This is a genomic window from Streptococcus sp. AM28-20 (genome assembly GCF_003603595.1).
In the GTDB taxonomy this organism is placed as follows: domain Bacteria; phylum Bacillota; class Bacilli; order Lactobacillales; family Streptococcaceae; genus Streptococcus; species Streptococcus ilei.
Window position 1 is genome coordinate 344,290 of record NZ_QTNK01000001.1, and the last position, 26,556, is coordinate 370,845.

Consider the following 26,556-nt stretch of genomic DNA (forward strand, 5'->3'; position numbering starts at 1 on the left):
TAATCATTTAAGAGATTCTGCAATAATGATTGAGGACTGTTAAAGTAGTACAAGGAAGACTTGGAACTTCTACGAAGTTCGCTGACGTCCGCACTCACCTAAGGAAAGTTTCTAAGAAGTCTCAGCCTTTAATCTTAAACTAGCACTCATAAAGTGCTAGTTTTTTCGTTTATAAATAGTCCGCGTAAGCTTTTTCTAGTTTGGTGAGGAGTTCTTGCTTTTCCTCATCACTAGCAAAGGAAGCTTGGATGGCATCGACATTGTGCTGGTAAAAGTCAGCTGGCGTTGTTTGGAAGTGTTGATGGTAGAGTTCGTATTCCTTGGTCAAATCCGTATCAGAGACGGTGCGGTTATCGGTGTTGATACTGATATGGGCCTGAGCTTCCTTCATCTTAAGGTAAGGGAAGGCTTCCACAGTGGCAGCTGCCTTGGTTTGAAGGTTGCTTGTCAAACAGAGCTCGCCGGTGACCCCGTTTTTCACAAACTCTTTTAGAAGTTCTGGTTCAAAGGCGAGCAAGGTCACATGGCCATTTCTTTTGATGCCATAGGCCATAGATTGAGCGACATTGGCTGGACAGTGGCATTCACCCGCATGAAGGGTCATGGAACGATTGTAGCTCTTGACCTGTTGGATGAGGGCATCAATGGCTTGTGGTGGGTAGTTGTGCTCATCGCCAGCGAAGTCAAAACCAACAAAATCTTGATCCCTAACTTGGTTGGCTTCTGCCAGGATGAGAGAGGTGAGTTCTTGATCAGATTGGCGCATACCACAGACCAGGGCTTTTGCAACAATATCAAATTCATCCTGGGCTTGGCGCAGTCCTTCACAGACAGCATCAATAGTCTCTGGGACGGTAAGCCCTTGGTCCATAGACAATTCTGGGGCAAAACGAACCTCGATGTAGAGGACATTCTCCAGAGCAGCTTGCTTAGCGACATCGTAAGCAGCAAGGGTCAAGGCTTCCTTGGTTTGAAGGAGAGGGCGAATGTAGTCAAAGGCCTCCAAATAGTCTAAGAGATTTTCACAGTGGGCAGGTGCAGTGACATGGTGTTTGAGTTCTTCATCGCTAGTAGGAAGGTCAATATTGGCCATGGCTGCCAATTGGCGAATAGTCGGAAGTGACAAGGAACCGTCTAAGTGGCAGTGCAATTCTGTCTTTGCCAAACTATGAAAGTCAATCGTAGACATATTTTTTCTCCTTAAAATGTATTTTTTCTATACTACCATTTTGCAAAGAAAAGTCAAGTAAAGCTAGCGTAGCAGATTTTTGAAAGTAACGCCTGTATTTGATATGCTAGTAGTAACTCAGAAAAAGGAGAAAAGAGATGTCAGACTATCAATTACCAGAAGTATGGGAAGCACCAAGTCAAATGGGTGGAGCTTGGGGTGGCTTGAACCAACCAACAGCAGGTGCCCGTTTTGAACAGACACTTCCAAAAGGTGACCAGCCTTTCCAACTCTATACCCTTCCAACACCCAATGGAATCAAGGTGACCATTATGCTGGAAGAATTGAAAGAGCTGGGAGTGGATGCAGGCTATGACGCTTATCGCATCAAGATTGGTGATGGCGATCAATTTGGCAGTAACTTTGTAGCCATTAATCCCAATTCAAAAATTCCAGCCATGTTGGATCAATCAGGAGATAAAGCCATTCGTGTCTTTGAATCAGCCAACATTCTCTTGTATTTAGCAGAGAAATTTGGGAAATTGATTCCGACAGATCCTGCTAAACGGACAGAAGTACTCAACTGGCTCTTCTGGCAGACAGGGGCTGCACCTTTCTTGGGTGGGGGCTTTGGCCATTTCTTCCACTACGCTCCTGAAAAAATTGAGTATGCCATCAACCGATTTGCCATGGAAGCTAAACGCCAATTGGACCTGCTTGACAAAGAATTGGCGACCAAACCTTATATCGCAGGGGATGACTATACCATTGCAGATATCGCCATCTGGTCCTGGTATGGCCGTCTAGCCCAAGACAAGGTATGGGACCGAGCAGGATTTTTCTTAGATGTGAAGGAATACAAGTATTTGCAAGCTTGGACAGAGAAAATTGCCAATCGCCCCGCTGTGCAACGTGGTTTGGAAGTAGAATATAAGGAAATTGATGCATAAGAAATGGCGCTGTCGCGCCTTTTTTTAATGGTGCAAACATGGTATACTAAGGAATGGAATAAAAGTATAGAAAGAAGCACATGGAATTTACAAAATTATCAAATCGCTTGAGCTTGGTGGCTAGTTTCGTCCCAGCTGGAGCGCGTCTGTTAGATGTGGGAAGTGACCATGCTTATCTCCCAATCGCCCTTTTGCAAGAAGGGAAAATTGAGGCTGCCATTGCTGGTGAGGTAGTTGAGGGACCTTATCAATCCGCTCTTCAAAATGTCGCTGATAATGGTTTAGAAGACAAGATTGAGGTCCGCTTAGCTAATGGCTTGGCTGCTTTTGAACCATCCGATGCCATTTCTTGCATCACTATTGCAGGGATGGGTGGGCGCTTGATTGCAGATATCTTAGCGGCAGGTCTTGAGAAATTAGCCGGTGTCTCTCGCTTGGTCTTACAACCCAATAATCGGGAGGATGAATTACGAGCTTGGTTGGTAGACCATGATTTTCACATTGTTGATGAAGCTATCTTAGAAGAAAATGAGAAGTTTTATGAGATCCTCGTGGTCGAACACGGTTCTCAAGAGTTGACAGTGAAGGAATTGCGTTTTGGCCCCCATTTGATGGTGGAACAAGCTCCTGCCTTTGTTCAAAAATGGTCCAAGGAAGTGGAAAAATTAGTCTTTGCCTTGGAGCAGGTCCCAGTTGAGAATCTATCCGCCAGAGGTTCGTTAGAAGATCGCATTGCCCAAATCAAGGAGGTCCTAAATGCTAGCAAGTGAAGTCATCAAACGCTATGAAGCCTACTGTCCTCAGGAACTTTCCATGGAGGGAGATGTCCGTGGGCTACAGGTCGGCACCCTTCAAAAAGACATCAAGAAGGTCATGGTAGCCTTAGATATCCGTGAGCAGACGGTGGCGGAAGCCATCGCCCATGGAGTGGACTTGATCATCGTCAAGCATGCGCCAATTTTCCGTCCTATTAAGGATTTAGTAGCTGATCGGGCTCAAAATCAGATCTATATTGACTTGATCAAACACGATATTGCGGTCTATGTCAGCCATACCAATATTGATATTGTCCCAGATGGATTGAACGATTGGTTCTGCCAGCTTTTAGAAATTGAAAATACAGAGCCCCTCAGCCTGACAGGAGAAGGTCTAGGTATCGGCCGTATCGGTCAGGTGCGCCCCCAAACCTTTAGGCAGTTGGCTGAAAAAGTAAAAGAAACCTTTGGCTTAGATGCTTTGCGCTTGGTTGGTTATGACCAGGCGGATCTGGATCGGGTCATTGAGCGCGTCGCTATCTGTGGTGGAAGCGGTCAGTCCTTTTACAAGGATGCTCTTGCTAAGGGAGCAGAGGTCTATATCACAGGAGATATCTACTACCACACGGCTCAGGACATGCTAAGTGACGGGCTCCTAGCCTTGGATCCAGGTCACCATATCGAAGTTCTCTTTGTCTCGAAACTAGTAGAAAAACTCAATCAGTGGAAGTCTGAAGAAGATTGGGGGATCGAAGTGCTGGTTAGTCAAGCTAGCACCAATCCTTTTTACCACATCTAAGAGGTTATTATGAAAGTTGCGATTATTGGTGCAGGGATCGTGGGATCCACTGCAGCCTATTATTTATCCAAAGAAGCACAAGTGGATGTAACCGTCTATGACCATGGTGTGGGCCAAGCGACTAAAGCTGCGGCCGGTATCATTAGCCCTTGGTTTTCTAAACGACGGAACAAGGCCTGGTATCGCCTCGCTCGCTTAGGAGCTGACTTCTACCAAGAGTTGGTAGAGGACCTGGCCAAGGATGGAATTGAAACAGACTTTTACCAGCAGACCGGGGTCTATCTCCTTAAGAAAAAAGAGGAGAAATTAGATGAACTCTATCAGTTGGCACTGAGCCGCCGGGAAGAATCACCCTTGATTGGAGACTTGGCGATTTTAACCAAAGAAGAGGTGGCCCAGCAATTCCCAGGTCTAAATGGTTTTGAACAGCTCCTTTATGCATCAGGTGGAGCTCATGTTGAAGGAGCGCTTCTCACGGAAACTCTCCTTAAAGCCAGTGGGGCAAGAGTGATTAAGGAAGAGGTTGCTCTCTCAGTCTCGGATCATGGCTATCAGATTGCAGGAGAAAACTATGACCAAGTCATCCTAGCAACAGGAGCCTGGCTGGGACAAATGCTCGAACCACTTGGCTACCAAGTCGATGTCCGTCCCCAAAAAGGACAGTTGCGGGATTATCAGCTAGACCGAGATACTGATGACTATCCTGTGGTCATGCCAGAAGGAGAGCTGGATATCATTCCCTTCCAAAAGGGCAAGATCAGTATGGGAGCCACTCATGAGAATGAGATGGGCTTTGACCTGATGGTGGATCAAGCTCTGCTCAATCAGATGGAAACAGAAGCCTTGGCCTACTACCCAGAACTAGCTCAAGCGACAGTTGTCGGCGAGCGCGTTGGTACACGGGCCTACACCAGTGACTTTTCACCATTTTGGGGGGCTCTTCCCAATCAAGCTGGTATTTATGTCGCCAGTGGCCTAGGTTCGTCCGGCCTCACAACAGGTCCCCTCATTGGTTGGCATCTAGCCCAACTAGTGGCAGGAGGAAACCTACGCTTAGATCCAGCAGATTATCCAGTTGAACAATATGTGAAGAAGTAGGCTGGGACAAAAGTCCTAGCCTCTCAATTTTCTTTGCATTGTCGAGCAAGACGCAGTGGTTGAGTGGGCTCTACTACGCTGATTTCATCAGCTTTTACAGCCCTACTCAACTGTGCGGAGGTGGGACGACGAAATCGAATTCTAACGAATGACCGATTTCTGTCCCACTCTCTTTTTTTCGAAAGACCTTCCTTCATTCGGATAAAAATAGTAGAATAGAACAAGTGAATCAACAAAAAAATGGGAGTTGTTATGAATTGGTTTCAATCACAATCCGTGGTCTTGCAGGCCTTTCTCGCAGGATTGTTTACATGGGGCTGTACCATCGTAGGGTCAGCCATCGTCTTTTTCTTCAAGCATATTAGTCGAAAACTATTGGACATCATGATGGGCTTCGCGGCGGGCGTTATGATTGCGGCTTCTTTTTGGTCCCTCTTGCAACCGTCTATTGAGTATGCGGAAATCTCTTATGGGAGCTTGGCTTGGTTTCCGGCTGCTATCGGTTTCCTAGCTGGAGGATTTTTCCTCCGCTTGATTGATGCCATCGTCCCTCACCTTCATATGAGTAAGGAGATTGAAGAGGCTGAGAGTATCCATACGCCGCGGGAGAAGAAGTTGTCTAAAACGACCCTTCTCTTCTTAGCCATTACCATCCACAATTTCCCAGAGGGATTGGCGGTCGGAGTGGCCTTTGGGGCTCTGGCTAGCAATCCAAGTCCAGAAGCCTTTATCGGGGCGGTTGGTCTGGCTATTGGGATTGGTTTGCAGAATATCCCAGAAGGGGCTGCCCTCTCGATTCCGATTCGGACAGATGGGAAATCTCGTCTCAATGCCTTTTACTGGGGCTCCATGTCAGCCGTCGTCGAGCCAGTAGGAGCCCTGCTAGGAGCAGTAGCCGTTTTATCTATGACAGCCATCCTACCATATGCCCTCTCTTTTGCTGCAGGAGCTATGATTTTTGTAGTGGTTGAAGAATTGATCCCAGATTCGCAGACCAATGGCAACACAGACGTTGCGACCTTAGGCCTCATGGTTGGCTTTGTCATTATGATGATCCTAGACGTCGCTCTTGGATAACCTGTCATCACCTTGTAACATGTGAACAAGGTGACTTTTTTATATAAACATGATAAAATAGGACTAATGAATACGTAGAAAGGCCTAACATTATGAAAGGTATTATTTTAGCCGGTGGTTCGGGTACTCGTTTGTATCCTTTGACCCGTGCCGCTTCCAAACAGTTGATGCCCATTTATGACAAGCCAATGATTTACTACCCATTGTCAACCCTTATGTTGGCAGGGATTAAAGACATCTTGATTATCTCAACTCCTCAAGACCTTCCTCGTTTTGAAGAGCTTCTTGGAGATGGTTCTGAACTTGGGATTTCCCTCTCTTATGCAGAGCAACCAAGCCCAGATGGCTTGGCACAAGCCTTTATCATTGGAGAGGACTTTATCGGGGATGATCATGTTGCCCTTGTTCTTGGAGATAATATCTTCCACGGAAATGGCTTAACCAAGATGTTGCAACGGGCGGAAGCCAAAGAAAAAGGCGCGACTGTCTTTGGTTACCAAGTCAAAGACCCAGAACGCTTTGGTGTGGTAGAGTTTGATGAGGACATGAATGCCGTTTCTATCGAAGAAAAACCTGAGCATCCAAAATCAAACTTTGCGGTGACAGGCCTTTACTTCTATGATAATGATGTCGTAGAGATTGCCAAAAACATTAAACCAAGTCCTCGTGGAGAACTCGAAATCACAGATGTCAATAAAGCATATTTAGAGCGTGGAGATCTCTCTGTGGAGCTCATGGGCCGTGGCTTTGCTTGGTTGGATACAGGGACTCATGAAAGTCTCTTACAAGCTTCTCAATATATCGAGACGGTTCAACGCTTGCAAAATGTTCAAGTAGCCAACCTTGAGGAAATTGCCTATCGTATGGGCTATATCACTAAAGAGCAAGTCTATGAATTGGCGCAACCGCTGAAGAAAAACGAATACGGACAATACTTGCTCCGTTTGATTGGAGAAGCTTAATGACAGAACAATTTTTCGGAAAAGAATTAGCAGCCCGTAAAATCGAAGCTATCCCAGGTTTGATGGAGTTTGATATTCCAGTCCATGGGGACAACCGTGGCTGGTTCAAAGAAAACTTCCAAAAAGAGAAGATGCTTCCTCTCGGATTCCCTGAAAGCTTTTTTGCGGAAGGAAAGTTGCAAAACAATGTGTCTTTCTCACGCAAACACGTTTTGCGTGGATTGCATGCAGAACCCTGGGACAAGTACATCTCTGTAGCAGATGAAGGAAAGGTTCTTGGAACATGGGTAGACCTTCGTGAAGGTGAGACTTTTGGGAACACCTACCAAACTGTGATTGATGCCTCTAAAGGAATCTTTGTCCCTCGTGGGGTAGCCAATGGTTTCCAAGTGCTATCTGATAAAGTAGCCTATAGCTATTTAGTCAATGACTACTGGGCATTGGAACTCAAACCAAAATACGCTTTTGTCAACTACGCAGACCCAAGCCTAGACATCCAGTGGGAAAACTTGGAAGAAGCAGAAGTCTCAGAAGCAGATAAGAACCACCCATTTCTCAAAGATGTCAAACCCCTAAAAGCAGAAGATTTGTAAGAATATAGCTCTTAAAACAATCAAGAAAATCATTATTTAGTTTTTAGCATTGCTATAAACGAGCAAAGAGAGCTATATGCTTAGCTTTCCACCGTGAGAAAAGCAACTGAACCATAATGTTTCAGGTGCTTGGAAGTTTTGAGACATTAGGCTCAAAACTAATTGAACACGGGCTACGGATTGTGTCAAAAAGATAAGTTTTCCTAGAATCAAAAGATTCTGCGTCAAACTTCCTATTTTGACTTTATCCTCAGACGCCCTTTGTATCTTAATTTAGTCATGGAATTTCTTCGAAGTTCGCTGACGTCCGTACTCACCTAAGGAAAGCTAAAAAAAGATTGATTTAAGGAACGATAAAGAAAAAACAATTTTTTGGAGAAAAAATGACTGAATACAAAAACATCATCGTAACCGGTGGCGCTGGTTTCATCGGTTCAAACTTCGTACACTATGTCTACAACAACCATCCAGACGTGCATGTGACTGTCCTTGACAAACTCACATACGCTGGTAACCGTGCCAACATTGAAGAAATCCTTGGTGACCGTGTTGAGTTGGTTGTGGGTGATATTGCTGACGCAGCATTGGTGGACCAATTGGCGGCTAAGGCTGATGCCATCGTTCACTATGCAGCTGAAAGCCACAATGATAATTCATTGAACGATCCATCACCATTTATTCACACCAACTTCATTGGTACCTACACACTTTTGGAAGCGGCTCGCAAGTACGATATTCGTTTCCACCACGTGTCAACAGACGAAGTGTATGGGGACCTTCCATTGCGTGAAGATCTTCCTGGACATGGTGAAGGTCCTGGTGAAAAATTCACTGCTGAAACCAAATACAACCCATCATCCCCTTATTCATCAACCAAGGCTGCTTCAGACTTGATCGTTAAGGCTTGGGTACGTTCCTTTGGTGTCAAAGCAACGATTTCAAACTGTTCAAACAACTACGGACCATACCAACACATCGAGAAATTCATCCCACGTCAAATCACCAATATCTTGTCTGGAATCAAACCAAAACTTTATGGTGAAGGCAAGAACGTCCGTGACTGGATCCACACCAACGACCACTCAACTGGTGTTTGGGCTATTCTTACCAAGGGCCGTATCGGTGAAACATACTTGATCGGTGCTGACGGTGAAAAGAACAACAAGGAAGTGCTTGAGCTCATCCTTGAAAAAATGGGTCAACCAAAAGATGCTTACGACCGTGTGACAGACCGTGCTGGTCACGATTTGCGTTACGCTATTGATTCAACAAAATTGCGTGAAGAATTGGGTTGGGAACCACAATTCACAAACTTCGAAGCAGGTTTGGAAGAAACCATCAAGTGGTATACAGACAACCAAGACTGGTGGAAGGCTGAAAAAGAAGCTGTAGAAGCCAACTACGCTAAGACACAAGAAGTCATCAAATAAAAATAAGCCTCTGGTGATCAGGATTTCTGGTCGACTGAGGCTTTTCTATTATAGAAACGAGGCTGGGACAAAAGTCCTAGCCTCTCAATTGTCTTTGGATTGTCGAGCAAGACGCAGTGGTTGAGTGGGCTCTACTACGCTGATTTCATCAGCTTTTATAGCCCTACTCAACTGTGCGGAGGTGGGACGACGAAATCGAATTCTAACGAATTATTGATTTCTGTCCCACTCTCAATTAGCAGATGATTCGGTATCCGTAGCAGAAGGTGTTGTGTCTGCAGGAGCTTCACTGGCACTGGTTTCTACCTGTGATGAATCAGTTTGTTCAGAGCTTGCTTCGGATGCTTGGCTACTGCTAGCACTGGTATCCGTTCCTGTAGCACTTGAATCAGTAGCAGATCCATCCTTTTCATGGACAACAACAACGCTAGTAGAGCTATCTTTTTTCTCATCAGTCTTAGAAGTTGGTTTCATGATACTGTAAATAGTAAAGGAAGTAACGATAATCCCGAGAAGACTAGCAATCGTTGCGACAATCATCTGGAATAAAGAAAGGCTCTGTTTCACTTTTTCGCTTCTTGATGGTCTGTTGCTGTCTTGGTGTTTTTCTTTTCGTGAGTATTGTGACATAATCTGTTCCCTCTTCATTTCATATTTGGTTCTTTTATGTGAACACTTTAGTCATTATACGTTATTTTTATGAAAATGTCTAAGAAGAAATGGAAGAGGTTTTTAAAATTTCAAATTGCTTTCAAACTGGACACTTTGTGTCTCGCTTGCTTCAGAGGATGTTGCAAAGTTTGCCTCTCCTTTTTCAGAGACTGAAATCGCTTGGCTTTGTTGACTAGGCTGGCTGATGATTTCATGGTTACTAAAACTAGAGGCATCATTAGGAGTGATAAACTGACCATTTGCCTGAATCTCTATCTTGTTTGGATCTGGGATAGAGTAGTCGATCCTTCCCTTGAATTCCTTGGTCTTTGAAATTACTCTTACATCTTTCACGCGGATGATGCGACGGAACCATCCATTGTATTCGACCAAGCATTTGAATTCGATGTGGCTATCAGATTCTCCTGGGATTGCTTGGGTAAGGGTCATTTCACGGAGGCTACCTTCATCTTCCCTAAAGTATGGCGGTTTATCTAAGGGCTGTTGTAGATCACACTGTCCTTTACCGTGACAGGCTAGTTGGGCAGAGGGAAGTGCAAATGGAAGTGGTGGTAGGACAGAGAATAGTCCTCCAAGAGCAAGACTTCCAGCTAGGGCAATAGAAAGATAGATTGGTCGTTTCATGTTTGTCTCCTTTTATCATCTTTCGGGACCAGTTTAGTGGTTGAACAACTGTTTTAAAAGCCAGAACCTAGTTTTGTAAGCGTTTTACAAAACACTCCATCTTCATCATAAGCTATTTTGAGAAATTTACAAGTTTTCTGTCTGAAACTAGGAACAAAATGAAGCCTGCCAAATCCTTGTCCCTCCAACCTATAAATGTTACAATAAGATGATTGAAAATTGACTAGGAGAGAGTGGAAGATGATTTACTTTGATAATTCAGCAACAACCAAACCTTATCCAGAGGCCTTGGCTACCTACACGGAAGTCGCAAGCAAAATATGGGGAAATCCATCTAGCTTGCACAACTTGGGAAGTCAAGCGACTCGGATCTTGGAGGCATCTCGCAAGCAGATTGCTTCCCTCCTAGGCAAGAAAGCAGAAGAAATCTTTTTTACCTCGGGTGGGACAGAAGGGGACAACTGGGCTATCAAGGGAGTTGCTTTTGAAAAAGCTCCTTACGGGAAGCACATGATTGTCTCAGCTATTGAGCACCCAGCTGTGAAGGAATCAGCTCTCTGGCTACAAGGTCAGGGATTTGAGGTGGATATTGCTCCTATTGATGCGCATGGCTTTGTCCAAGTGGAAGAGCTGGAAAAACTTTTGCGCCCGGATACAACCCTTGTTTCGATCATGGCCGTCAACAATGAAGTGGGTTCTATCCAGCCTATTCAAGCCATTGCGGATCTACTAGCAGATCGTCCGACCATCACCTTCCATGTCGATGGGGTTCAGGCACTAGCTAAGATTCCAACCGCTCTCTACCTACCAGAACGGGTGGATCTAGCGACCTTCTCCAGTCATAAGTTCCATGGACTTCGTGGGGTAGGCTTTCTCTACCTTAAAGAAGGAAAAAAGATTAGCCCTCTCTTAACTGGTGGAGGACAAGAAAAGGACCTTCGTTCGACGACTGAGAACTTAGCTGGGATTGCGGCGACAGCCAAGGCCTTGCGCTTGGCGATGGAGCGTCAAGAGGACTTTGAACGCAAATGCCATCAGTTGAAAGAAGTCATCCGTGAAGAACTAGCCCATTATCCAGATGTGACTATCTTCTCTGGAGATGAAGGATTTGCGCCTCATATCTTGACTTTCGGCATCAAAGGAGTGCGAGGAGAAGTCATCGTCCATGCTTTTGAGGAGTATGAGATTTATATTTCGACAACCTCTGCCTGCTCTTCCAAGGCTGGGAAACCTGCTGGAACCCTGATTGCTATGGGAGTCGACAAGGCTCTGGCACAAACAGCTGTCCGTCTCAGTCTCGATCTCGAAAATGATATGAGTCAGGTCGAGCAATTTTTGACCAAGTTCAAGCTGATCTATGAAAAGACACGAAAGGTGCGTTAAGGAAAAGAAAAGGAAATAACTATGCCATTAACTTATTCAGAAATTATGATCCGCTATGGGGAGCTTTCTACTAAAGGAAAGAACCGGATGCGCTTCATTAACAAATTGCGAAATAATATTTCAGATGTCTTGTCCATTTATCCAGCTGTCAAAGTGACAGCCGATCGGGACCGGGCGCATGCTTATCTAAATGGAACGGATTATGAACCGGTAGCTGAATCCCTCAAACAGGTCTTCGGGATTCAAAATTTTTCTCCAGTCTATAAGATTGAAAAATCTGTGCCTGCTCTCATAGCAGCCGTTCAAGAAATCATGCAGGAGATTTACAAGGAAGGGATGACCTTCAAGATTTCCAGCAAGCGGAGTGACCATTCTTTTGAACTGGATAGCCGAGAACTCAACCAAACCTTGGGTGGAGCTGTCTTTGAAGCTATTCCAAGTATTCAAGCTCAAATGAAAAAACCGGATATCAACCTCCAAGTAGAAATCCGGGAAGAAGCAGCCTATATCTCTTATGAAACCATTAAGGGAGCGGGTGGTTTGCCAGTTGGAACTTCTGGAAAAGGCATGCTCATGCTATCTGGTGGGATTGACTCTCCAGTAGCTGGTTATCTAGCCTTGAAGCGAGGCGTGGACATTGAAGCGGTCCACTTTGCTAGCCCACCTTATACCAGTCCGGGAGCTCTTAAAAAAGCCCACGATTTAACTCGTAAATTAACCAAGTTTGGGGGCAATATCCAGTTTATCGAAGTGCCTTTTACAGAAATCCAAGAAGAGATTAAAGCTAAGGCACCTGAAGCTTACCTTATGACCTTGACCCGTCGCTTTATGATGCGGATTACAGATCGTATCCGTCAAATCCGTGGGGGCCTAGTCATCATCAATGGGGAAAGCCTCGGTCAGGTAGCTAGTCAAACGCTAGAGAGTATGCAGGCCATCAACGCCGTGACCAATACCCCAGTTATCCGTCCAGTGGTGACCATGGATAAGTTGGAGATTATCGATATCGCCCAAGCCATCGATACCTTTGAAATCTCTATCCAGCCTTTCGAAGATTGCTGTACCATCTTTGCGCCGGACCGTCCAAAGACCAATCCAAAACTCAAAAATGCGGAGCAATATGAGGAGCGCATGGACGTGGAAGCTTTGGTCGAACGAGCAGTTGCTGGAATCATGATTACAGAGATCACTCCTCAAGCTGAAGCGGATGAAGTCGATGAGCTGATTGAGGATTTGTTGTAAAAGATGACGGTGATCGGTTCTCACTAAGAGCTCTGACCACTGACAAGAATTTGATAAAGAAAATAGCACCCTTGAAGGTAGATGCACTAGTCTAGCTTTAAGGGTGCTTTTCGAATGTAAGGGGGACTTAATTCTGACCTTCTTGGAGTGCTGCTTGAGCGACGGCTAGTCTAGCAGCAGGAACTCGGTAAGGAGAGCAGGAAACGTAAGTTACTTGAATGTCTTGGAAGAAGGAAATTGAAGAAGGATCTCCGCCAACTTCTCCACAGATACCGATGGCGAGGTTTGGTTTTACCTGACGAGCCTTGCTGATAGCAATTCTCATTAATTCACCGACGCCATCCTTATCAATTTTTTGGAAAGGGTCGAAAGAAAGAATATCCTTATCCTTGTACTGGCCAATGAATTTTCCAATATCATCACGAGAGAAGCCATAGGTCATTTGAGTCAAGTCATTGGTTCCAAAGCTGAAGAAATCGGCTTCTTGAGCTAGTTTATCAGCAGTTAGGCAGGCGCGGGGCAGTTCAATCATAGTACCAATTTCATAAGGGAATGGCTCCTGCCCATACTGCTCGAAAAGATGTTTAATATGTTGAACGAGATACTCTTTGATGCATTCGAATTCTTTTTGATCAGCAATTAAAGGAACCATGATTTCCGGCTTGATCGTTTGACCTTGCTGATGCAATTTGATGGCACTTCTAAAAATAGCTTCCGTCTGCATCTTGTAGATTTCCGGCTTAGTTATGCCGAGACGGCAACCCCGGTGTCCCAACATCGGATTACTTTCCTGCAGACCTTCGATGCGGTCGGCAAGTTTTTCAGGAGATTTTTTTAGTTTGCTTGCTAATAATGCAATTTCTTGGGAATCCCTAGGTAGGAATTCATGCATGGGTGGATCGAGCAGGCGGACAATCATTGGTTTATCTTGGACGGTTTGAAACATTTGGAAGAAATCTTTTTCTTGGAAGTCTAGGAGCCTATTGAGGGCTTCTTTTGTTTCTTCTTCGGAATCCGCTAAGATGAGGCGACGCATTTCGAGAATCCGTTCTTGTCCAAAAAACATGTGTTCCGTACGGGCTAGCCCAACGCCTTTGGCCCCAAAGTTCATTGCTGTTGTCAAGTCTTTGACGGTTTCTGCATTGGCTCGAACTTGAAGGATGGCGACTTCATCTGCCCAAGCAAGCAAGCGCTGGAGGTCTTGGTTATTTTCTACTAGAACAGTTGGAAGTTCGCCACGATAAATGCGGCCAGAATAGCCGTCGACGGAGATCAGATCTCCCTCCCTTAGGACTAGACTGCCACAGGAAAGGGTTTTGTTCTCTTCGCTAATGGTCAACTCTCCACAACCAGCGACACAGCAAGTTCCCATCCCGCGAGCTACAACAGCAGCGTGAGAAGTCATTCCCCCTTGGCTGGTGACAATGGCTTGACTGACAATCATCCCTTCAATGTCTTCTGGAGAAGTTTCTTGTCGAACAAGGATGACTTTTTTCCCTTCTTGATGGATTTCTTTAGCTCGGTCAGCAGTAAAGACAATTTGGCCGGTAGCTGCACCTGGGCTGGCTGGTAGGCCCTGAGCTAAGAAAGGTGCTTTCTCTAAAGCAGTTTCCTCAAAGACTGGATGAATCAGTTGACTGATGGAAGCAGGAGAGACTCTGAGGAGAGCTTCTTCCTTGCTAATCAGACCTTGGTCTACCATATCTAGGGCAATCTTTAACGAAGCCTTGGCTGTCCGTTTTCCATTTCGGGTTTGTAGGATGTAGAGCTTGCCTTTCTCAATGGTAAATTCAATATCCTGCATATCCTTATAGTGGTTTTCAAGGATCTTGGCGTAGTCTCTGAAAGCCTGATAGGTTTCTGGTTGGATCTCTTTTAAGGCTGCAATCGGCTCAGGCGTACGGATACCAGCGACGACATCTTCCCCTTGAGCATTCAGCAAAAATTCACCAAAAAGTTCCGCCTCACCAGTTGCAGGATTTCTAGTGAAGCAGACCCCTGTTCCGCTGGTTTGATCACTATTTCCGAAGACCATGGCTTGAACATTGACAGCTGTTCCTAAATCATGAGGGATCTGATGAAGCTCCCGGTAAATTCTAGCCCGGTTGTTATTCCAGGATTTAAAGACTGCTTGGATGGCAGCAAAGAGTTGCTCATTAGGATTCTCAGGAAATTGCTTCTTGTGTTTGGCGTAGAGATCTTTATAGCGCTGGATCAATTCTTGTTGCTGATCCAGGTCAAAATCATGGACCTTTTTATTCTGTTTTTGTTCAAATGTAGCTAGTTGCTCATCAAAAAGTCCCTTATCGATGCCATAGACTACATCAGCAAACATCTGGAGTAGACGGCGATAGCAGTTGTAGGCGAAATCAAGATTGGTTTCTTTGGCCAGTAATTGAGTCCGTTGATCATTGAGACCAAGATTGAGAATGGTATCCATCATCCCAGGCATAGAAAATTTAGCTCCGCTCCGGACAGAGACTAAGAGTAAGTGAGGATCTTCTCCTCTAAAGGACTTACCCGTTTTTTCTTCCAATTGGGCAACCGCTTTCAAAACTTCCTCTTTTAAAGAGGAATCAAAGAAGTCAGGATGATCGAGGTACTGGATACAACTTTTAGTAGTGATGGTAAATCCAGGAGGAACTGGTAGTCCCAAATGGCTCATCTCTGCCAGATTGGCCCCTTTTCCACCTAGGAGATCTTTGTCATTTGCGCTTCCTTCTTCGAAGGAATAAATCCATTTTGTCATATAAGCCTCCAAAAAAACTAAATATGTGTCACAATTAAGACAAAATCATTGTAATATACATCACATATATTTGTCAAATAAAAAATGCATCTTTTTTTGTTGACTATTTAGATCATTCTGCTATAATATTCAGTAAAAATGATGATTATTTAAAAGTGGAGGTTGGATATATTACCAATATTTCATTGGGTATGTCTTATATAACCATCGTAGAGATAGAAATAGAAAGGCTAGGAAATTTTGAAATTAAGTGAACGTCAAAAGAAAATAGTTGAAATTGTAAAATTGCATCAGCCCTTAAGCGGAGAGAAGATTTCTGAGTTATTGGATATTTCAAGAGCGACCCTTCGCCCGGATTTGTCCTTTCTGACCTTGGTTGGCATTTTGAAAGCTACACCAAAAATTGGTTATACCTACTCTGGATTAGATCTCGAGACGCTTTTCTTTTTTGATACTTTTCAAAAAGAAGTGGCAGAGATTATGACCTCTCCAGTTTTAGTCACCCATGATTCCTATATTCAGGATGCCATTATCACCCTATTTATGTATGATGCTGATGTCCTCTATGTTATCGATGAAGGCAAGCTCTTACTGGGAATTATGTCCCGTAAAGATTTATTGAGGGCATCTCTCAATTCGAGTATCCAGACGACCCCTGTAGCAGTTTGTATGACTCGAATGCCACATATCATTACCTGTACTAAAGATATGAACATCTTAGAAGCGGCTGCCCTACTGCAAGATCATGCCATCGATTCCTTACCAGTAGTCGATGAGGAGAATGACCGAAAAATTGTGGGAACGGTGACCAAATCAGCCTTGCTCGATTACATTATCCTACAAGCAAGAAATGCCGAACTGAAGAGTGAAGAGGAATAAATATGAAAAAAGAGATCATTGTATATAGTATTTCAGATTCTTTGGGTGGGACTTCCCAAAAATTATTGTCAGCAGTTACCGCACAATATCCAGATATCATTTTTAATAATAGTTATCGTTTTCCTTTTATCAATCAAGAAGAGGAACTCTTGGATATCTTATATGATGCCTTGAAGGATAATGCACTTGTCATCAGCACTTTGGTCAATAGTCAGTTAGCATCAGTAGCTAGAGAATTTAGCCAAAAAAATGGTTTGGCTTATTTGGATCTTATGCATCCATTTTTTGAAATTATCGAAGAAAAGACTGGTACCAGACCAATAGAAGTTCCAGGAACCTTGCACCGCTTGGACAGTGATTATTTTAAGAAAATTTCAGCAATTGAATTCGCTGTTAAATATGATGATGGTAAGGCACCTCAGGGGTTTTTAGAAGCCGATTTAGTCCTGCTTGGTGTTTCTCGTACCTCAAAAACTCCCCTGAGTATTTACCTGGCCAATAAGGGCTACAAGGTTGCAAATCTGCCTTTGATCCCAGAAGTTCCTTTACCTCAGGTCTTAGATAAGGTTGATTCTCGTCGCTTGATTGGTCTGATCTGTGAGCCTGAAAAATTAATGAAAGTTCGAAGCCATCGCTTGGATTCTTTAGGGTTAACGCAAGAAACAAGTTATACGGATTTAGAAAAAATTTATCAAGAATTGGATTATTCCAAGAAGGTTTTTAAACAATTTGGCGCTCAAATCATCAATATGACAGATAAATCGATTGAAGAGACAGCTTTCCTAATTGAAGAGGAATTAAAGAAGATGAACTGATTCTTGAATCAGCGTAGATGAAGTTGTAAATAGAGAATCCTTGGAGAGTTAATATGGAGCAATATAAGCGTATTTTACTAGAGAAATTTGATTCTCGTCAAAAAGTCATTACTGAACTTACTAATCTTGAGGCCATTTTAAACCTACCAAAAGGGACAGAGCTTTACATTAGTGATATTCATGGAGAATTTGCAGCTTTTGATTATATTTTGAGGAGTTGTGCTGGAATTTTAAATGAAAAAATCAATGACTGCTTTGGAGCTTCATTGACACAAGAGGAAAAGAATACACTGTCAGCTCTGGTATCTTATCCAGAAAGGGTTTTGGAACAAGTGAATAAGGAGAAAGAGTGGTATAAATCAACGATTTCTCAGCTCTTAACTCTATTGAGTTTTGTAGCGGCTAAATATAGCCGTTCCAAACTTAGAAAGGCCTTGCCTCAGGAATATGCCTATATCATAGAAGAACTGATCTATAGTGATCTTACACTAGCTGATAAACATTCTTATTTCCACACTATCTTAAGTTATCTTATTGAACTAGGAGAAGCAGATCCCTTTATCTTGGGAATTGCCAGCAGTATTCGTCGCTTATTGATTGATCACCTGCATGTGGTAGGAGATATTTTTGATAGAGGGGTTGGAAGTGCCCAGGTAATGGATGAGCTCCTTGATTTTCATTCTTTAGACATTCAATGGGGCAATCACGATATCATTTGGATGGGGGCTTACTTTGGGTCCGAGGCATGTTTATTGAATGTATTGCGCATTGCAGCACGATACGGTTACTTATGGGATATCGAAAAAGCTTACGGCTTAAACATTCGTTCTTTAACCTTATTTGCGGATAAAACCTACAAAGCCAATCCTAAGTTTAGGCCCATCCTAGGGACAAGGGCGGAGGAATTTACATCTGAAGAAATATTGCAACTGGAAAAGGTCCATCAAGCGCTGGCTATTCTCCAATTTAAGTTAGAAACTCAATTGATGAAGAGACGGCCAGAATTTCAGATGGACAATCAAATCCTCCTGGATAAAATTGATTATTGGAAGAACTCAATCACCATTGACGGGAACAGCTATTCCTTGCAAAACACCTGCTTCCAAACCATAGATCAGGCAAACCCTTCTGAATTAAGCATAGAGGAAAAACAAATAGTGGATAGCATGTTGGCTTCCTTCCAAGGATCTCCAAAAATGGCCAAACATATGGAGCTCTTAATGAAAAAGGGTTCCATGTATAAGGTTTACAATCATCACTTGCTGTTTCACGGCTGTATTCCCTTAAAACCTTCTGGGGAATTTCAACCTCTAGTTCTTCATCAAGCCCAGTATGCTGGGAAAGAATTACTAGACTTTTTCGAATACCATATTCGACTTGCAGCAAAAAATAAAGAAGTTGGGGATGACCTTTCAACGGATTTGGTATGGTATTGCTGGCGAGGGCCATTATCTCCCCTCTTTGGGAAGGATAAGATGACGACCTTTGAACGGTATTTTATTGAGGAGGCAGAAACGCATAAGGAAGTAGAAAATGAGTATTTTAGCTATCGCAATTCAAGAAAGATTTGCCAAATCATTTTAGAGGAATTTGGTCTTGAAACGGACTTATCTCGTATTGTGAATGGCCATACACCTGTTAAGACAGGAAAAGGAGAATCTCCCATTCGGGGTGAAGGTCTGCTCTTTGTCATTGATGGGGGGCTATGCGAAGCATATCAAAAGAAGACAGGTACAGCAGGCTATTCACTCCTTAATAATTCTTATGGTTTTCAACTGGTCACCCATCAGCCCTTCCAAGATATTCAAAAGGTTGTAGATTCGCCATTTGAGCAAACTTCCTTGAAGAAGGTGATCGAAGACCTGGAGGATCGTACCCTCATTCAATCAACCACTATCGGTCAGAACTTACTAGAACAACAGCAAGAACTGATCCAATTGCTCCATGAGTTTTATGATGCTTGACATCATTCACCAAAAGAACAAATAAAAGAGGAAAAAGAATCGTAAATAGTTTTTTATAAAGATAGCCAAGAGCCTTTTGTAGCCATTTAATTCTTTTAAAGACTTAAAATAATTTTTTAAAAGAAAATCCGTTTTCAAGGGACAAAAATGCTTGTCTTTGTCTGATAGAAGTGATATACTTATAGAGTTGACTATGCACATGCCTGTGCAACCGCTCGATCATCGTTGCTCATCCCTTGAGCTTAAGAGGTTCGTCCCACGATGCTAGGCGAGTCTTCACAAAATACGGGGAAACCCAAAAATACATAGGAGGTGCATAATGAGCACATACGCAATCATTAAAACTGGCGGAAAACAAGTTAAAGTTGAAGTTGGTCAAGCAGTCTACGTTGAAAAATTGAACGTTGAAGCTGGTCAAGAAGTTACATTTAACGAAGTTGTTCTTGTTGGTGGTGAAAACACTGTTGTCGGAACTCCACTTGTTTCAGGAGCTACTGTTGTTGGAACTGTTGAAAAACAAGGAAAACAAAAGAAAGTTGTTACTTACAAGTACAAACCTAAAAAAGGTAGCCACCGTAAACAAGGTCACCGTCAACCTTACACTAAAGTTGTCATCAACGCAATCAACGCTTAATTCTTAGGAGAACACATGATACAAGCAGTCTTTGAACGAGCCGAAGATGGCGAGCTGAGGAGTGCAGAAATCACTGGGCACGCTGGAAGTGGCGAATACGGCTTTGATGTCGTGTGTGCATCGGTTTCTACGCTTGCCATTAACTTTGTCAACTCTGTTGAGAAATTTGCAGGCTATGAACCGGAACTAGAATTAAACGAAGAAGAGGGTGGCTTCATGCGGGTAACAATCCCGACAGACATTCCACCTCACCAAAGAGAAATGACCCAACTATTCTTTGAATCATTTTTCTTAGGGATGGCAAACTTATCGGAGAACTCATCCGAGTTCGTCCAAACAAGAGTTATCACAGAAAACTAACTGGAGGAAAACAATTATGTTGAAATTGAATCTTGCTAACTTGCAACTTTTCGCCCACAAAAAAGGTGGAGGTTCTACATCAAACGGACGTGATTCACAAGCAAAACGTCTTGGAGCTAAAGCAGCTGATGGACAAACTGTAACAGGTGGATCTATCCTTTACCGTCAACGCGGTACTCACATCTACCCAGGTGTGAACGTTGGACGTGGTGGAGACGATACTTTGTTCGCTAAAGTTGAAGGCGTAGTACGCTTCGAACGCAAAGGTCGCGATAAGAAACAAGTTTCTGTTTACCCAATCGCAAAATAATTTGTATTCAAAAACTCTCTGATCAATCAGAGAGTTTTTTTATGATATGTGTCAATTATTAGTTGATTATTTGATCTCTAATATTTCTTTTTATACTTTATAGATCATAGAAAAAAACGTTTTAAAACTTTCCTTAGGTGAGTACGGACGTCAGCGAACTTCTACGAAGTTCCATGACTTAGTTTTGAACCTAAGGTTTCAAAACTCCCGAATGCTTGAAACGCCACTGTTTCAAGCATTTTTCTCACGCCGGAAAGTTTGAAAATTTGCTTGAGTAGCTTCATAGATTAGAAATTATTTAATGCTTAACAGTTTCCTTATCATTTTTACGAGCATTAATTCAACTCCTAGTAGATCTCTTTCGATTGAAACCTCTCAACTTTTTTCATCCTCTAGATTATGGTATAATGGAGTGATATTGTTAGAAGGAAGAAGACATGAATATTCAACAGTTACGCTATGTTGTCGCGATTGCCAATAGTGGTACTTTTCGTGAAGCAGCTGAAAAAATGTACGTGAGTCAGCCGAGTCTGTCAATCTCGGTGAGAGACTTGGAAAAGGAACTGGGCTTTAAGATTTTCCGTCGGACTAGTTCAGGGACTTTCTTGACCCGTCGTGGAATGGAATTTTATGAAAAAGCCCAAGAATTGGTTAAGGGCTTTGATGTTTTTCAAAACCAGTATGCCAATCCTGAGGAAGAAAAGAAGGAATTCTCGATCTCGAGTCAGCACTATGATTTCCTTCCTCCTTTGATTACCCAATTCTCTGTTCTTTACCCTGAGAATAAAAACTTCCGGATATTTGAGTCGACCACGGTTCAAATCTTGGATGAAGTGGCTCAAGGGCACAGTGAATTAGGGATTATCTACCTCAACAAGCAAAATACCAAAGGAATCATGCAACGGGTGGATAAATTGGGCTTAGAAGTGATTGACCTCATTCCTTTCCAGACTCATATCTATTTGCGCAAGGACCATCCATTGGCTCAGAAAGAATTTCTGGTCATGGAGGATTTGGCTCACTTGCCGACCGTTCGCTTTACCCAGGAAAAGGATGAGTATCTCTACTATTCGGAGAACTTCGTCGATACCAGTGGTAGCTCGCAGCTCTTCAATGTGACAGACCGAGCGACCCTGAATGGGATCCTAGAGCGGACCAACGCCTATGCGACTGGTTCTGGCTTTTTGGATAGCCAATCGGTGAATGGCATTACTGTTATTCCCTTGATCGATGATTTGGATAATAAAATGGTCTATGTCAAACGGGAAGAGGTGGATCTCTCACCAGTGGCTGAGAAGTTTGTCCAAGTTATGGAAGTCTACTTTGATGAGAAGAGGTAGGACATGAAGAGAAAAGTAAGTATTTTTATCAGTATCCTCCTCTTGATTGTCTTGGACCAAGCTGTTAAGTGGTATGTGGTCAAGGAAATCCCACTGGGGGGCATGCGTTCATTCATTCCCAAAGTTGTCAGCCTGACCTATCTCAAGAACTCAGGTGCTGCCTTTTCCATGCTAGAAAACCAACAGTGGTTCTTTACCATCATTACCATCATAGCGATGGGGGCAGCCTTTGTCTACCTTTATCGTCACATCAAAGGTTCCCTCTGGCTCTTGTTGGGGTTGACCTTGATTATCTCAGGAGGAATTGGCAACTTTATTGACCGGGTTCATCAGGGCTTTGTCGTCGATATGTTTCACTTGGATTTTATGAATTTTGCCATTTTTAATGTAGCAGATATCTATTTAACCGTTGGTGTGGGATTGTTACTGATCCATATCTTAAGAGAGGAGAGCCATGGAAGTTAGAGTGGAAGTCGCTGGAGCGCGACTGGATAAGGCCGTCTCAGAGTTGACTGAACTCTCACGTGGCTTGGCCAATGAGCAAATCAAGGAAGGAAAGATTCTTGTCAACGGTCAAGTCAAAAAGGCTAAGTATACCGTAAAAGTAGGGGATGTTATCAGCTATGAAGTTCCTCAAGTTGAAGAAGTGACCTATGAGGCAGAAGATATTCCTTTGGAGATCGTCTATCAGGATGCGGATGTCGCAGTGGTCAATAAACCCCAGGGCATGGTGGTCCATCCTAGTGCCGGTCACACCAGTGGAACTCTGGTCAATGCCCTCATGTATCACATCAAAGACTTGTCAGGGATCAATGGCGAACTTCGTCCGGGTATCGTCCATCGGATTGACAAGGACACCTCTGGCCTCCTCATGGTGGCTAAGAACGATGCAGCCCATGTAGCACTGGCAGACGAGCTTAAGGCTAAGAAATCCCTGCGCAAGTATTGGGCCATTGTCCATGGTAATTTACCTAATGATCGGGGTGTCATTGAGGCGCCGATTGGGCGAAGTGACAAAGACCGCAAGAAGCAAGCTGTGACAGCTAAAGGGAAACCAGCCCTGACCCGTTTCCATGTCTTGGAACGCTTCGGGGATTATAGCTTGGTCGAGCTACAATTGGAAACAGGACGTACCCACCAGATCCGGGTTCATATGGCCTACATTGGTCATCCGGTCGCTGGTGATGAGGTTTATGGACCTCGCAAGACTTTGAAAGGCCATGGCCAGTTCCTCCATGCTAAGACCCTGGGCTTTACCCATCCACGGACGGGAGAAGTCCTGGAGTTTTCAGTGGAGGTACCGGAAATTTTCCAAGAAACCTTAGAGAAGCTTCGTCAAGGATAAGCCTATCATCATAAAAACGAGTTTAACTCTTGTGGTTCAAACTCGTTTTTTTGTGGGCAAACAGGGGTTCCCCCTGGTCCGCTCTTAGTATTTTTTAAGGCTTTCATGGTATAATGTTACAATCGAATACTCTGGAGAATGAATGGATGAAGAATAAGCGAATTGTGTTCAAAGTGGGGACCTCTTCCCTAACCAATCAAGATGGGAGCTTATCTCGGAGCAAGGTCAAGGCCATCACCCAGCCTGCCTAAGGGATGCGGTTTGTAGTCCAGGCGGCTCTACCATCGCAGGAGTCAACCGCTTGGAACAAGTCGGCTTACGGGGTGACATTATTGCAGGAGTCGAAGCAGCATACAAACGCACCCAAGAAATGGGACAAGAGGCAACGAAAAAATAGAGAAAAAAAGATTGGTTTTTGCCAATCTTTTTTACGTTAGAGCGATTCTATCTCTACTAAACCATTTTCAGTCAGACGATAGATTTTTTGGCAGACTTCTTTGAGGAAGGTCCGATCGTGGGAGACTGTAACCAATCCTCCTGGGTAGTCTGCGAATAGGCGTCGAATTTCTGGTTGGGAAGTGGGGGAAAAATTACGAGTAGGCTCGTCCAAAAGCAGAAATTGGGGACTTGTGAGTACTAATTGAAGGAGGAAGAGTTTTCCTTGCTGGCCACCAGAAAGTTCAGAGATAGGATGGTGCATTTCAGAATAAGTAAAGTTGAGGGAGGCTAAATGCAATTGAATGGTATTGATTTCTTCGCGATCGCCTGAATGCTGTAGAAATTGAACCGGCGTATGAGTCAGCGGGAGGAGTTCAGTGTAATCTTGAGGCATATAGGCAGTGCGGATACTCTCATTCTTCTGTAAAATCTCCCAGATCATTTTTAGGAAAGTGGATTTTCCAACACCGTTGGAACCAATAATTCCTATCTTATCCTGCCCTTGAAGAGTGAGGGAGAGGTTCTTGACTAGGACACGATCCCCAATTGTGATCTCTTCTTGATCTAGGAGAAGGACACGTTTTTGAGGAGACAAGGGAGTAAGGGAAGGGAAATGCAGATTAATGATTTCCTCATCATAGGGTTGGGAAGTCATGGCTTGGAATTCTCGCTCATAGCGCTTTTCCTGTGAGAGGAGAGACTTCATTTTCTTTGCTAGGAGACGTCCAGCAGTACTATCTTTGGTATTTCGTAAGGAGGTTTCGACTTGCTGGCGGACGCGACGGTGTTTCTCCATTGTTTTTTTGTAGGCTCGTTGATCATTGGCAGCTTGCTGAGACTGTTGCTTAAATTGCTGTTCCCTCTGGCTACTGTAGTCTTGATAGCCTAGGTGCTCCACGATGGTTTCAGCCTCCTTGCGGTGTTTGATCTGTCTTAAGTGTATGATCGTATCCGCCGTCTGAGTCAAGAAATCCTCATGATGGGAAATAAATAGAATGGTTTGGGGGCTTGTTTGGATCATCTGCTGAAGCCAGTCCAGGGTCTCTAAATCTAGATCGTTTGAGGGTTCATCTAAAAATAGCAATTCATGAGGACGACAAAGTTCGTGAAGAAGTTGGACCTTGAGGGCTTCTCCTCCAGATAGACTTCCGATGGTTTGATCGCTTGCAAAGCGGTCGCTATTAAAATGCAATTGATCAGCCAGTCTGTAGAGGCTGGCATAGTCTAGCTCGTCCTCTCCAAAAAAATATTCTCCCAAAGTTTTTCCCTTCAATGCTTCCGGCAAAGACTGGGGAATATAGGTATAGGAGTGAAAGGAAGTGGTGATTTCTCCTTCTATGGTCAGATAATCTGGTAGAGATTTTGGGGACATGAGGACCTGAAGTAAGGAAGATTTTCCATTCCCTTCTTCGCCAATAATAGCAACTTTTTCTCCTTCATGTATGGTTAGGGACAGATTACGTACTAGATCGCGTAAATCTTTTGTATGGCGGATAGTGAGGTGGGATAGTTTTAGCATAAGATTCCTTTCTACTGGGACAAAAAACAGCTCTACCTATTTAGTAGAGCTGTATTCAAGCGGAACCCAAGTAGAAAAAGACCTAATTTAGCCAACAAAAGGTTGGAGAATAGGCGAGAGGGTACACAAAAAGAGATAGAACAAGCAGTCCACTAAATAAAGTATCTTATTTAACGAAACTTAGTTGTTCATATCTCCTTACCTCCGAATGTGATTAGCTTTATTCTATTCCTTTCATTCCTTCTTGTCAAGGAAATCCTTGCTTTCCCCTTTCTTTTCTGCTCTGGTTTTGGTGCGAAATGTGGTATAATAAAGGTTATGCAAGCTAAACCGTCCTCTGCCTATGTGCATATTCCATTTTGTACCCAGATTTGTTATTATTGTGACTTTTCTAAGGTTTTTATCAAGAATCAGCCGGTCGATGCCTATCTGGAACACTTGATCCAGGAGACTCGATCGTATGAGATTGGCAAACTTCGGACTCTCTACATCGGTGGAGGGACTCCGACAGCTCTGTCCGCCCAACAACTGGCCTATCTCTTGACAGAATTGCCCAAGGTTATGGACCTATCGGAAGTAGAAGAGTTTACCATCGAAGCAAATCCTGGAGATCTGGATCCGGATAAGATCGCAGTTCTCAAGGAGTCTCAGGTCAATCGGGTCTCTCTGGGTGTCCAAACCTTTGATAACAAGATGCTGAAAAAGATCGGTCGGAGTCACCAGGAGCAGGATATCTATGACAATATCCGCCACCTCAAGCAGGCAGGATTTGACAATATTTCGATTGATTTGATCTATGCTCTGCCGGGTCAGACCATGGACCAGGTCAAGGAAAATGTCGCCAAGGCGATCGACTTGGACATCCCCCACATGAGTCTCTATAGTTTGATTTTAGAAAACCAAACGGTCTTTATGAACCGCATGCGACGGGGCAAGCTTCCTCTCCCCAAAGAAGAGTTGGAAGCGGAGATGTTTGAGTACATCATTGAGGAACTGGAAAAAGCAGGCTTTGAGCACTATGAGATTTCCAATTTCTCCAAGCCTGGCTTTGAAAGTCGCCACAATCTGGTCTATTGGGATAATGCAGAATACTATGGCCTGGGAGCTGGTGCTTCCGGCTATGTCGATGGGATTCGCTACAAGAATCATGGCCCAATCCGGCATTACCTGGAGGCTGTTGAGGCTGGTAAGGCACGGATTACAGAGGAGCACCTGACACTGGAAGAGAAGATGGAAGAGGAGTTGTTCCTCGGTCTACGGAAAAAGACAGGTGTGTCTAAGGCACGTTTTGAAGAAAAATTTGGTATCTCCTTTGACCAACGCTATGGACAAGTGGTGGCCAGTCTAACGGAGCAGGGACTCTTGGTTCCAGATGACAAGCAAGTGCGGATGACTAAGAGAGGCTTGTTCCTTGGTGATACCGTAGCAGAGAAATTTATATTGGAGTAAA

25 protein-coding genes, 1 pseudogene and 1 other annotated feature are annotated in these 26,556 nt (G+C 43.7%); of the genes and pseudogenes, 21 read left to right on the forward strand and 5 right to left on the reverse strand.

Annotation, left to right across the window (positions count from 1 at the left end):
- Positions 1 to 169: 169 nt before the first annotated feature.
- The gene (add, locus tag DW738_RS01765) at positions 170 to 1,189 is read right to left on the reverse strand and encodes an adenosine deaminase (RefSeq protein ID WP_123160179.1); all 1,020 of its coding nucleotides are present in this window, start codon (positions 1,187 to 1,189) and stop codon (positions 170 to 172) included.
- A 137-nt stretch (positions 1,190 to 1,326) separates the two neighbouring features.
- Between add and yghU the strand changes: the two genes are divergently transcribed.
- The 8 genes from yghU (at position 1,327) to rfbB (ending at position 8,832) form a co-directional block, all read left to right on the forward strand.
- A complete protein-coding gene (yghU, locus tag DW738_RS01770; protein WP_123160180.1) occupies positions 1,327 to 2,118 on the forward strand; it encodes a glutathione-dependent disulfide-bond oxidoreductase in 792 nt (263 codons plus the stop codon).
- 80 nt (positions 2,119 to 2,198) lie between these two features.
- Positions 2,199 to 2,888 carry a tRNA (adenine(22)-N(1))-methyltransferase TrmK gene (locus DW738_RS01775; RefSeq protein WP_123160181.1) on the forward strand — a complete coding sequence of 230 codons (690 nt, stop codon included), beginning with the start codon at positions 2,199 to 2,201 and terminating at the stop codon, positions 2,886 to 2,888.
- Entirely contained in the window at positions 2,875 to 3,672 is a 798-nt protein-coding gene (locus DW738_RS01780) for a Nif3-like dinuclear metal center hexameric protein (RefSeq protein WP_123160182.1), read from the forward strand. Before DW738_RS01775 ends, DW738_RS01780 begins: the two co-directional genes overlap by 14 nt.
- Positions 3,673 to 3,681: 9 nt before the next feature.
- Positions 3,682 to 4,770 (forward strand): FAD-dependent oxidoreductase, encoded by a 1,089-nt coding sequence (locus DW738_RS01785; RefSeq protein WP_023026714.1) that lies wholly within the window; start codon positions 3,682 to 3,684, stop codon positions 4,768 to 4,770.
- 252 nt (positions 4,771 to 5,022) lie between these two features.
- On the forward strand, positions 5,023 to 5,847 hold the full coding sequence (locus DW738_RS01795) for a ZIP family metal transporter (protein ID WP_123160183.1): 825 nt from the start codon (positions 5,023 to 5,025) through the stop codon (positions 5,845 to 5,847).
- Positions 5,848 to 5,939: 92 nt separating this feature from the next.
- Positions 5,940 to 6,809 (forward strand): glucose-1-phosphate thymidylyltransferase RfbA, encoded by an 870-nt coding sequence (gene rfbA, locus DW738_RS01800; RefSeq protein WP_123160184.1) that lies wholly within the window; start codon positions 5,940 to 5,942, stop codon positions 6,807 to 6,809.
- A complete protein-coding gene (locus tag DW738_RS01805) occupies positions 6,809 to 7,402 on the forward strand; it encodes a dTDP-4-dehydrorhamnose 3,5-epimerase family protein (RefSeq protein WP_123160185.1) in 594 nt (197 codons plus the stop codon). The genes rfbA and DW738_RS01805 overlap by 1 nt, the downstream gene beginning before the upstream one ends.
- Before the next feature lie 383 nt (positions 7,403 to 7,785).
- Positions 7,786 to 8,832 carry a dTDP-glucose 4,6-dehydratase gene (gene rfbB, locus DW738_RS01810; RefSeq protein WP_023026717.1) on the forward strand — a complete coding sequence of 349 codons (1,047 nt, stop codon included), beginning with the start codon at positions 7,786 to 7,788 and terminating at the stop codon, positions 8,830 to 8,832.
- Between the two features lie 231 nt (positions 8,833 to 9,063).
- On the opposite strand, the gene DW738_RS01820 is transcribed toward rfbB, so the two are convergent.
- Both DW738_RS01820 and DW738_RS01825 read right to left on the reverse strand, forming a co-directional pair.
- A complete protein-coding gene (locus DW738_RS01820; RefSeq protein WP_229050179.1) occupies positions 9,064 to 9,462 on the reverse strand; it encodes a DUF6556 family protein in 399 nt (132 codons plus the stop codon).
- A 102-nt stretch (positions 9,463 to 9,564) separates the two neighbouring features.
- Positions 9,565 to 10,128, reverse strand: a complete 564-nt coding sequence (locus DW738_RS01825; RefSeq protein WP_123160187.1) for a hypothetical protein — start codon at positions 10,126 to 10,128, stop codon at positions 9,565 to 9,567.
- A 240-nt stretch (positions 10,129 to 10,368) separates the two neighbouring features.
- Between DW738_RS01825 and DW738_RS01830 the strand changes: the two genes are divergently transcribed.
- Positions 10,369 to 11,511, forward strand: coding sequence for a cysteine desulfurase family protein (locus DW738_RS01830; RefSeq protein WP_123160188.1), 1,143 nt, complete (start codon positions 10,369 to 10,371; stop codon positions 11,509 to 11,511).
- 21 nt (positions 11,512 to 11,532) lie between these two features.
- On the forward strand, positions 11,533 to 12,753 hold the full coding sequence (thiI, locus tag DW738_RS01835; RefSeq protein ID WP_123160189.1) for a tRNA uracil 4-sulfurtransferase ThiI: 1,221 nt from the start codon (positions 11,533 to 11,535) through the stop codon (positions 12,751 to 12,753).
- Positions 12,754 to 12,880: 127 nt separating this feature from the next.
- Here the strand turns inward: thiI and ppdK are convergent, their stop codons facing one another.
- The gene (gene ppdK, locus DW738_RS01840) at positions 12,881 to 15,502 is read right to left on the reverse strand and encodes a pyruvate, phosphate dikinase (protein ID WP_123160190.1); all 2,622 of its coding nucleotides are present in this window, start codon (positions 15,500 to 15,502) and stop codon (positions 12,881 to 12,883) included.
- 240 nt (positions 15,503 to 15,742) lie between these two features.
- Here ppdK and DW738_RS01845 point away from each other — a divergent pair, with 240 nt between their 5' ends.
- The 10 genes and pseudogenes from DW738_RS01845 to DW738_RS01890 all read left to right on the forward strand — a co-directional run.
- Positions 15,743 to 16,381, forward strand: a complete 639-nt coding sequence (locus DW738_RS01845) for a helix-turn-helix transcriptional regulator (protein WP_123160191.1) — start codon at positions 15,743 to 15,745, stop codon at positions 16,379 to 16,381.
- Positions 16,382 to 16,383: 2 nt separating this feature from the next.
- Complete coding sequence (locus tag DW738_RS01850) at positions 16,384 to 17,196, forward strand: pyruvate, water dikinase regulatory protein (protein WP_123160192.1); 813 nt, start codon at positions 16,384 to 16,386, stop codon at positions 17,194 to 17,196.
- Positions 17,197 to 17,249: 53 nt separating this feature from the next.
- Positions 17,250 to 19,160, forward strand: coding sequence for a fructose-1,6-bisphosphatase (locus DW738_RS01855; protein ID WP_123160193.1), 1,911 nt, complete (start codon positions 17,250 to 17,252; stop codon positions 19,158 to 19,160).
- Between the two features lie 199 nt (positions 19,161 to 19,359).
- Positions 19,360 to 19,446 (forward strand) — a sequence feature (ribosomal protein L21 leader region).
- Between the two features lie 33 nt (positions 19,447 to 19,479).
- Positions 19,480 to 19,794 (forward strand): 50S ribosomal protein L21, encoded by a 315-nt coding sequence (rplU, locus tag DW738_RS01860; RefSeq protein ID WP_003007734.1) that lies wholly within the window; start codon positions 19,480 to 19,482, stop codon positions 19,792 to 19,794.
- Between the two features lie 15 nt (positions 19,795 to 19,809).
- The gene (locus tag DW738_RS01865) at positions 19,810 to 20,154 is read left to right on the forward strand and encodes a ribosomal-processing cysteine protease Prp (RefSeq protein ID WP_023026722.1); all 345 of its coding nucleotides are present in this window, start codon (positions 19,810 to 19,812) and stop codon (positions 20,152 to 20,154) included.
- Between the two features lie 16 nt (positions 20,155 to 20,170).
- Complete coding sequence (gene rpmA / locus DW738_RS01870) at positions 20,171 to 20,464, forward strand: 50S ribosomal protein L27 (protein WP_003002805.1); 294 nt, start codon at positions 20,171 to 20,173, stop codon at positions 20,462 to 20,464.
- Positions 20,465 to 20,901: 437 nt separating this feature from the next.
- Positions 20,902 to 21,804 (forward strand): LysR family transcriptional regulator, encoded by a 903-nt coding sequence (locus tag DW738_RS01875; protein ID WP_023026724.1) that lies wholly within the window; start codon positions 20,902 to 20,904, stop codon positions 21,802 to 21,804.
- A 3-nt stretch (positions 21,805 to 21,807) separates the two neighbouring features.
- Entirely contained in the window at positions 21,808 to 22,269 is a 462-nt protein-coding gene (lspA, locus tag DW738_RS01880) for a signal peptidase II (RefSeq protein WP_123159271.1), read from the forward strand.
- Positions 22,259 to 23,149 (forward strand): RluA family pseudouridine synthase, encoded by an 891-nt coding sequence (locus tag DW738_RS01885; protein ID WP_123159270.1) that lies wholly within the window; start codon positions 22,259 to 22,261, stop codon positions 23,147 to 23,149. Before lspA ends, DW738_RS01885 begins: the two co-directional genes overlap by 11 nt.
- A 208-nt stretch (positions 23,150 to 23,357) precedes the next feature.
- Positions 23,358 to 23,546: pseudogene (locus DW738_RS01890) on the forward strand (pyrroline-5-carboxylate reductase dimerization domain-containing protein); the annotation flags it as partial.
- A gap of 36 nt (positions 23,547 to 23,582) precedes the next feature.
- Here the strand turns inward: DW738_RS01890 and DW738_RS01895 are convergent.
- Positions 23,583 to 25,106: an ATP-binding cassette domain-containing protein gene (locus tag DW738_RS01895; protein WP_123159269.1), complete on the reverse strand. Its 1,524-nt coding sequence runs from the start codon at positions 25,104 to 25,106 to the stop codon at positions 23,583 to 23,585.
- Between the two features lie 318 nt (positions 25,107 to 25,424).
- On the opposite strand from DW738_RS01895, the gene hemW reads away from it, so the two are divergent.
- Positions 25,425 to 26,555 (forward strand): radical SAM family heme chaperone HemW, encoded by a 1,131-nt coding sequence (gene hemW, locus DW738_RS01900; RefSeq protein WP_023023014.1) that lies wholly within the window; start codon positions 25,425 to 25,427, stop codon positions 26,553 to 26,555.
- Position 26,556 lies beyond the last annotated feature (1 nt).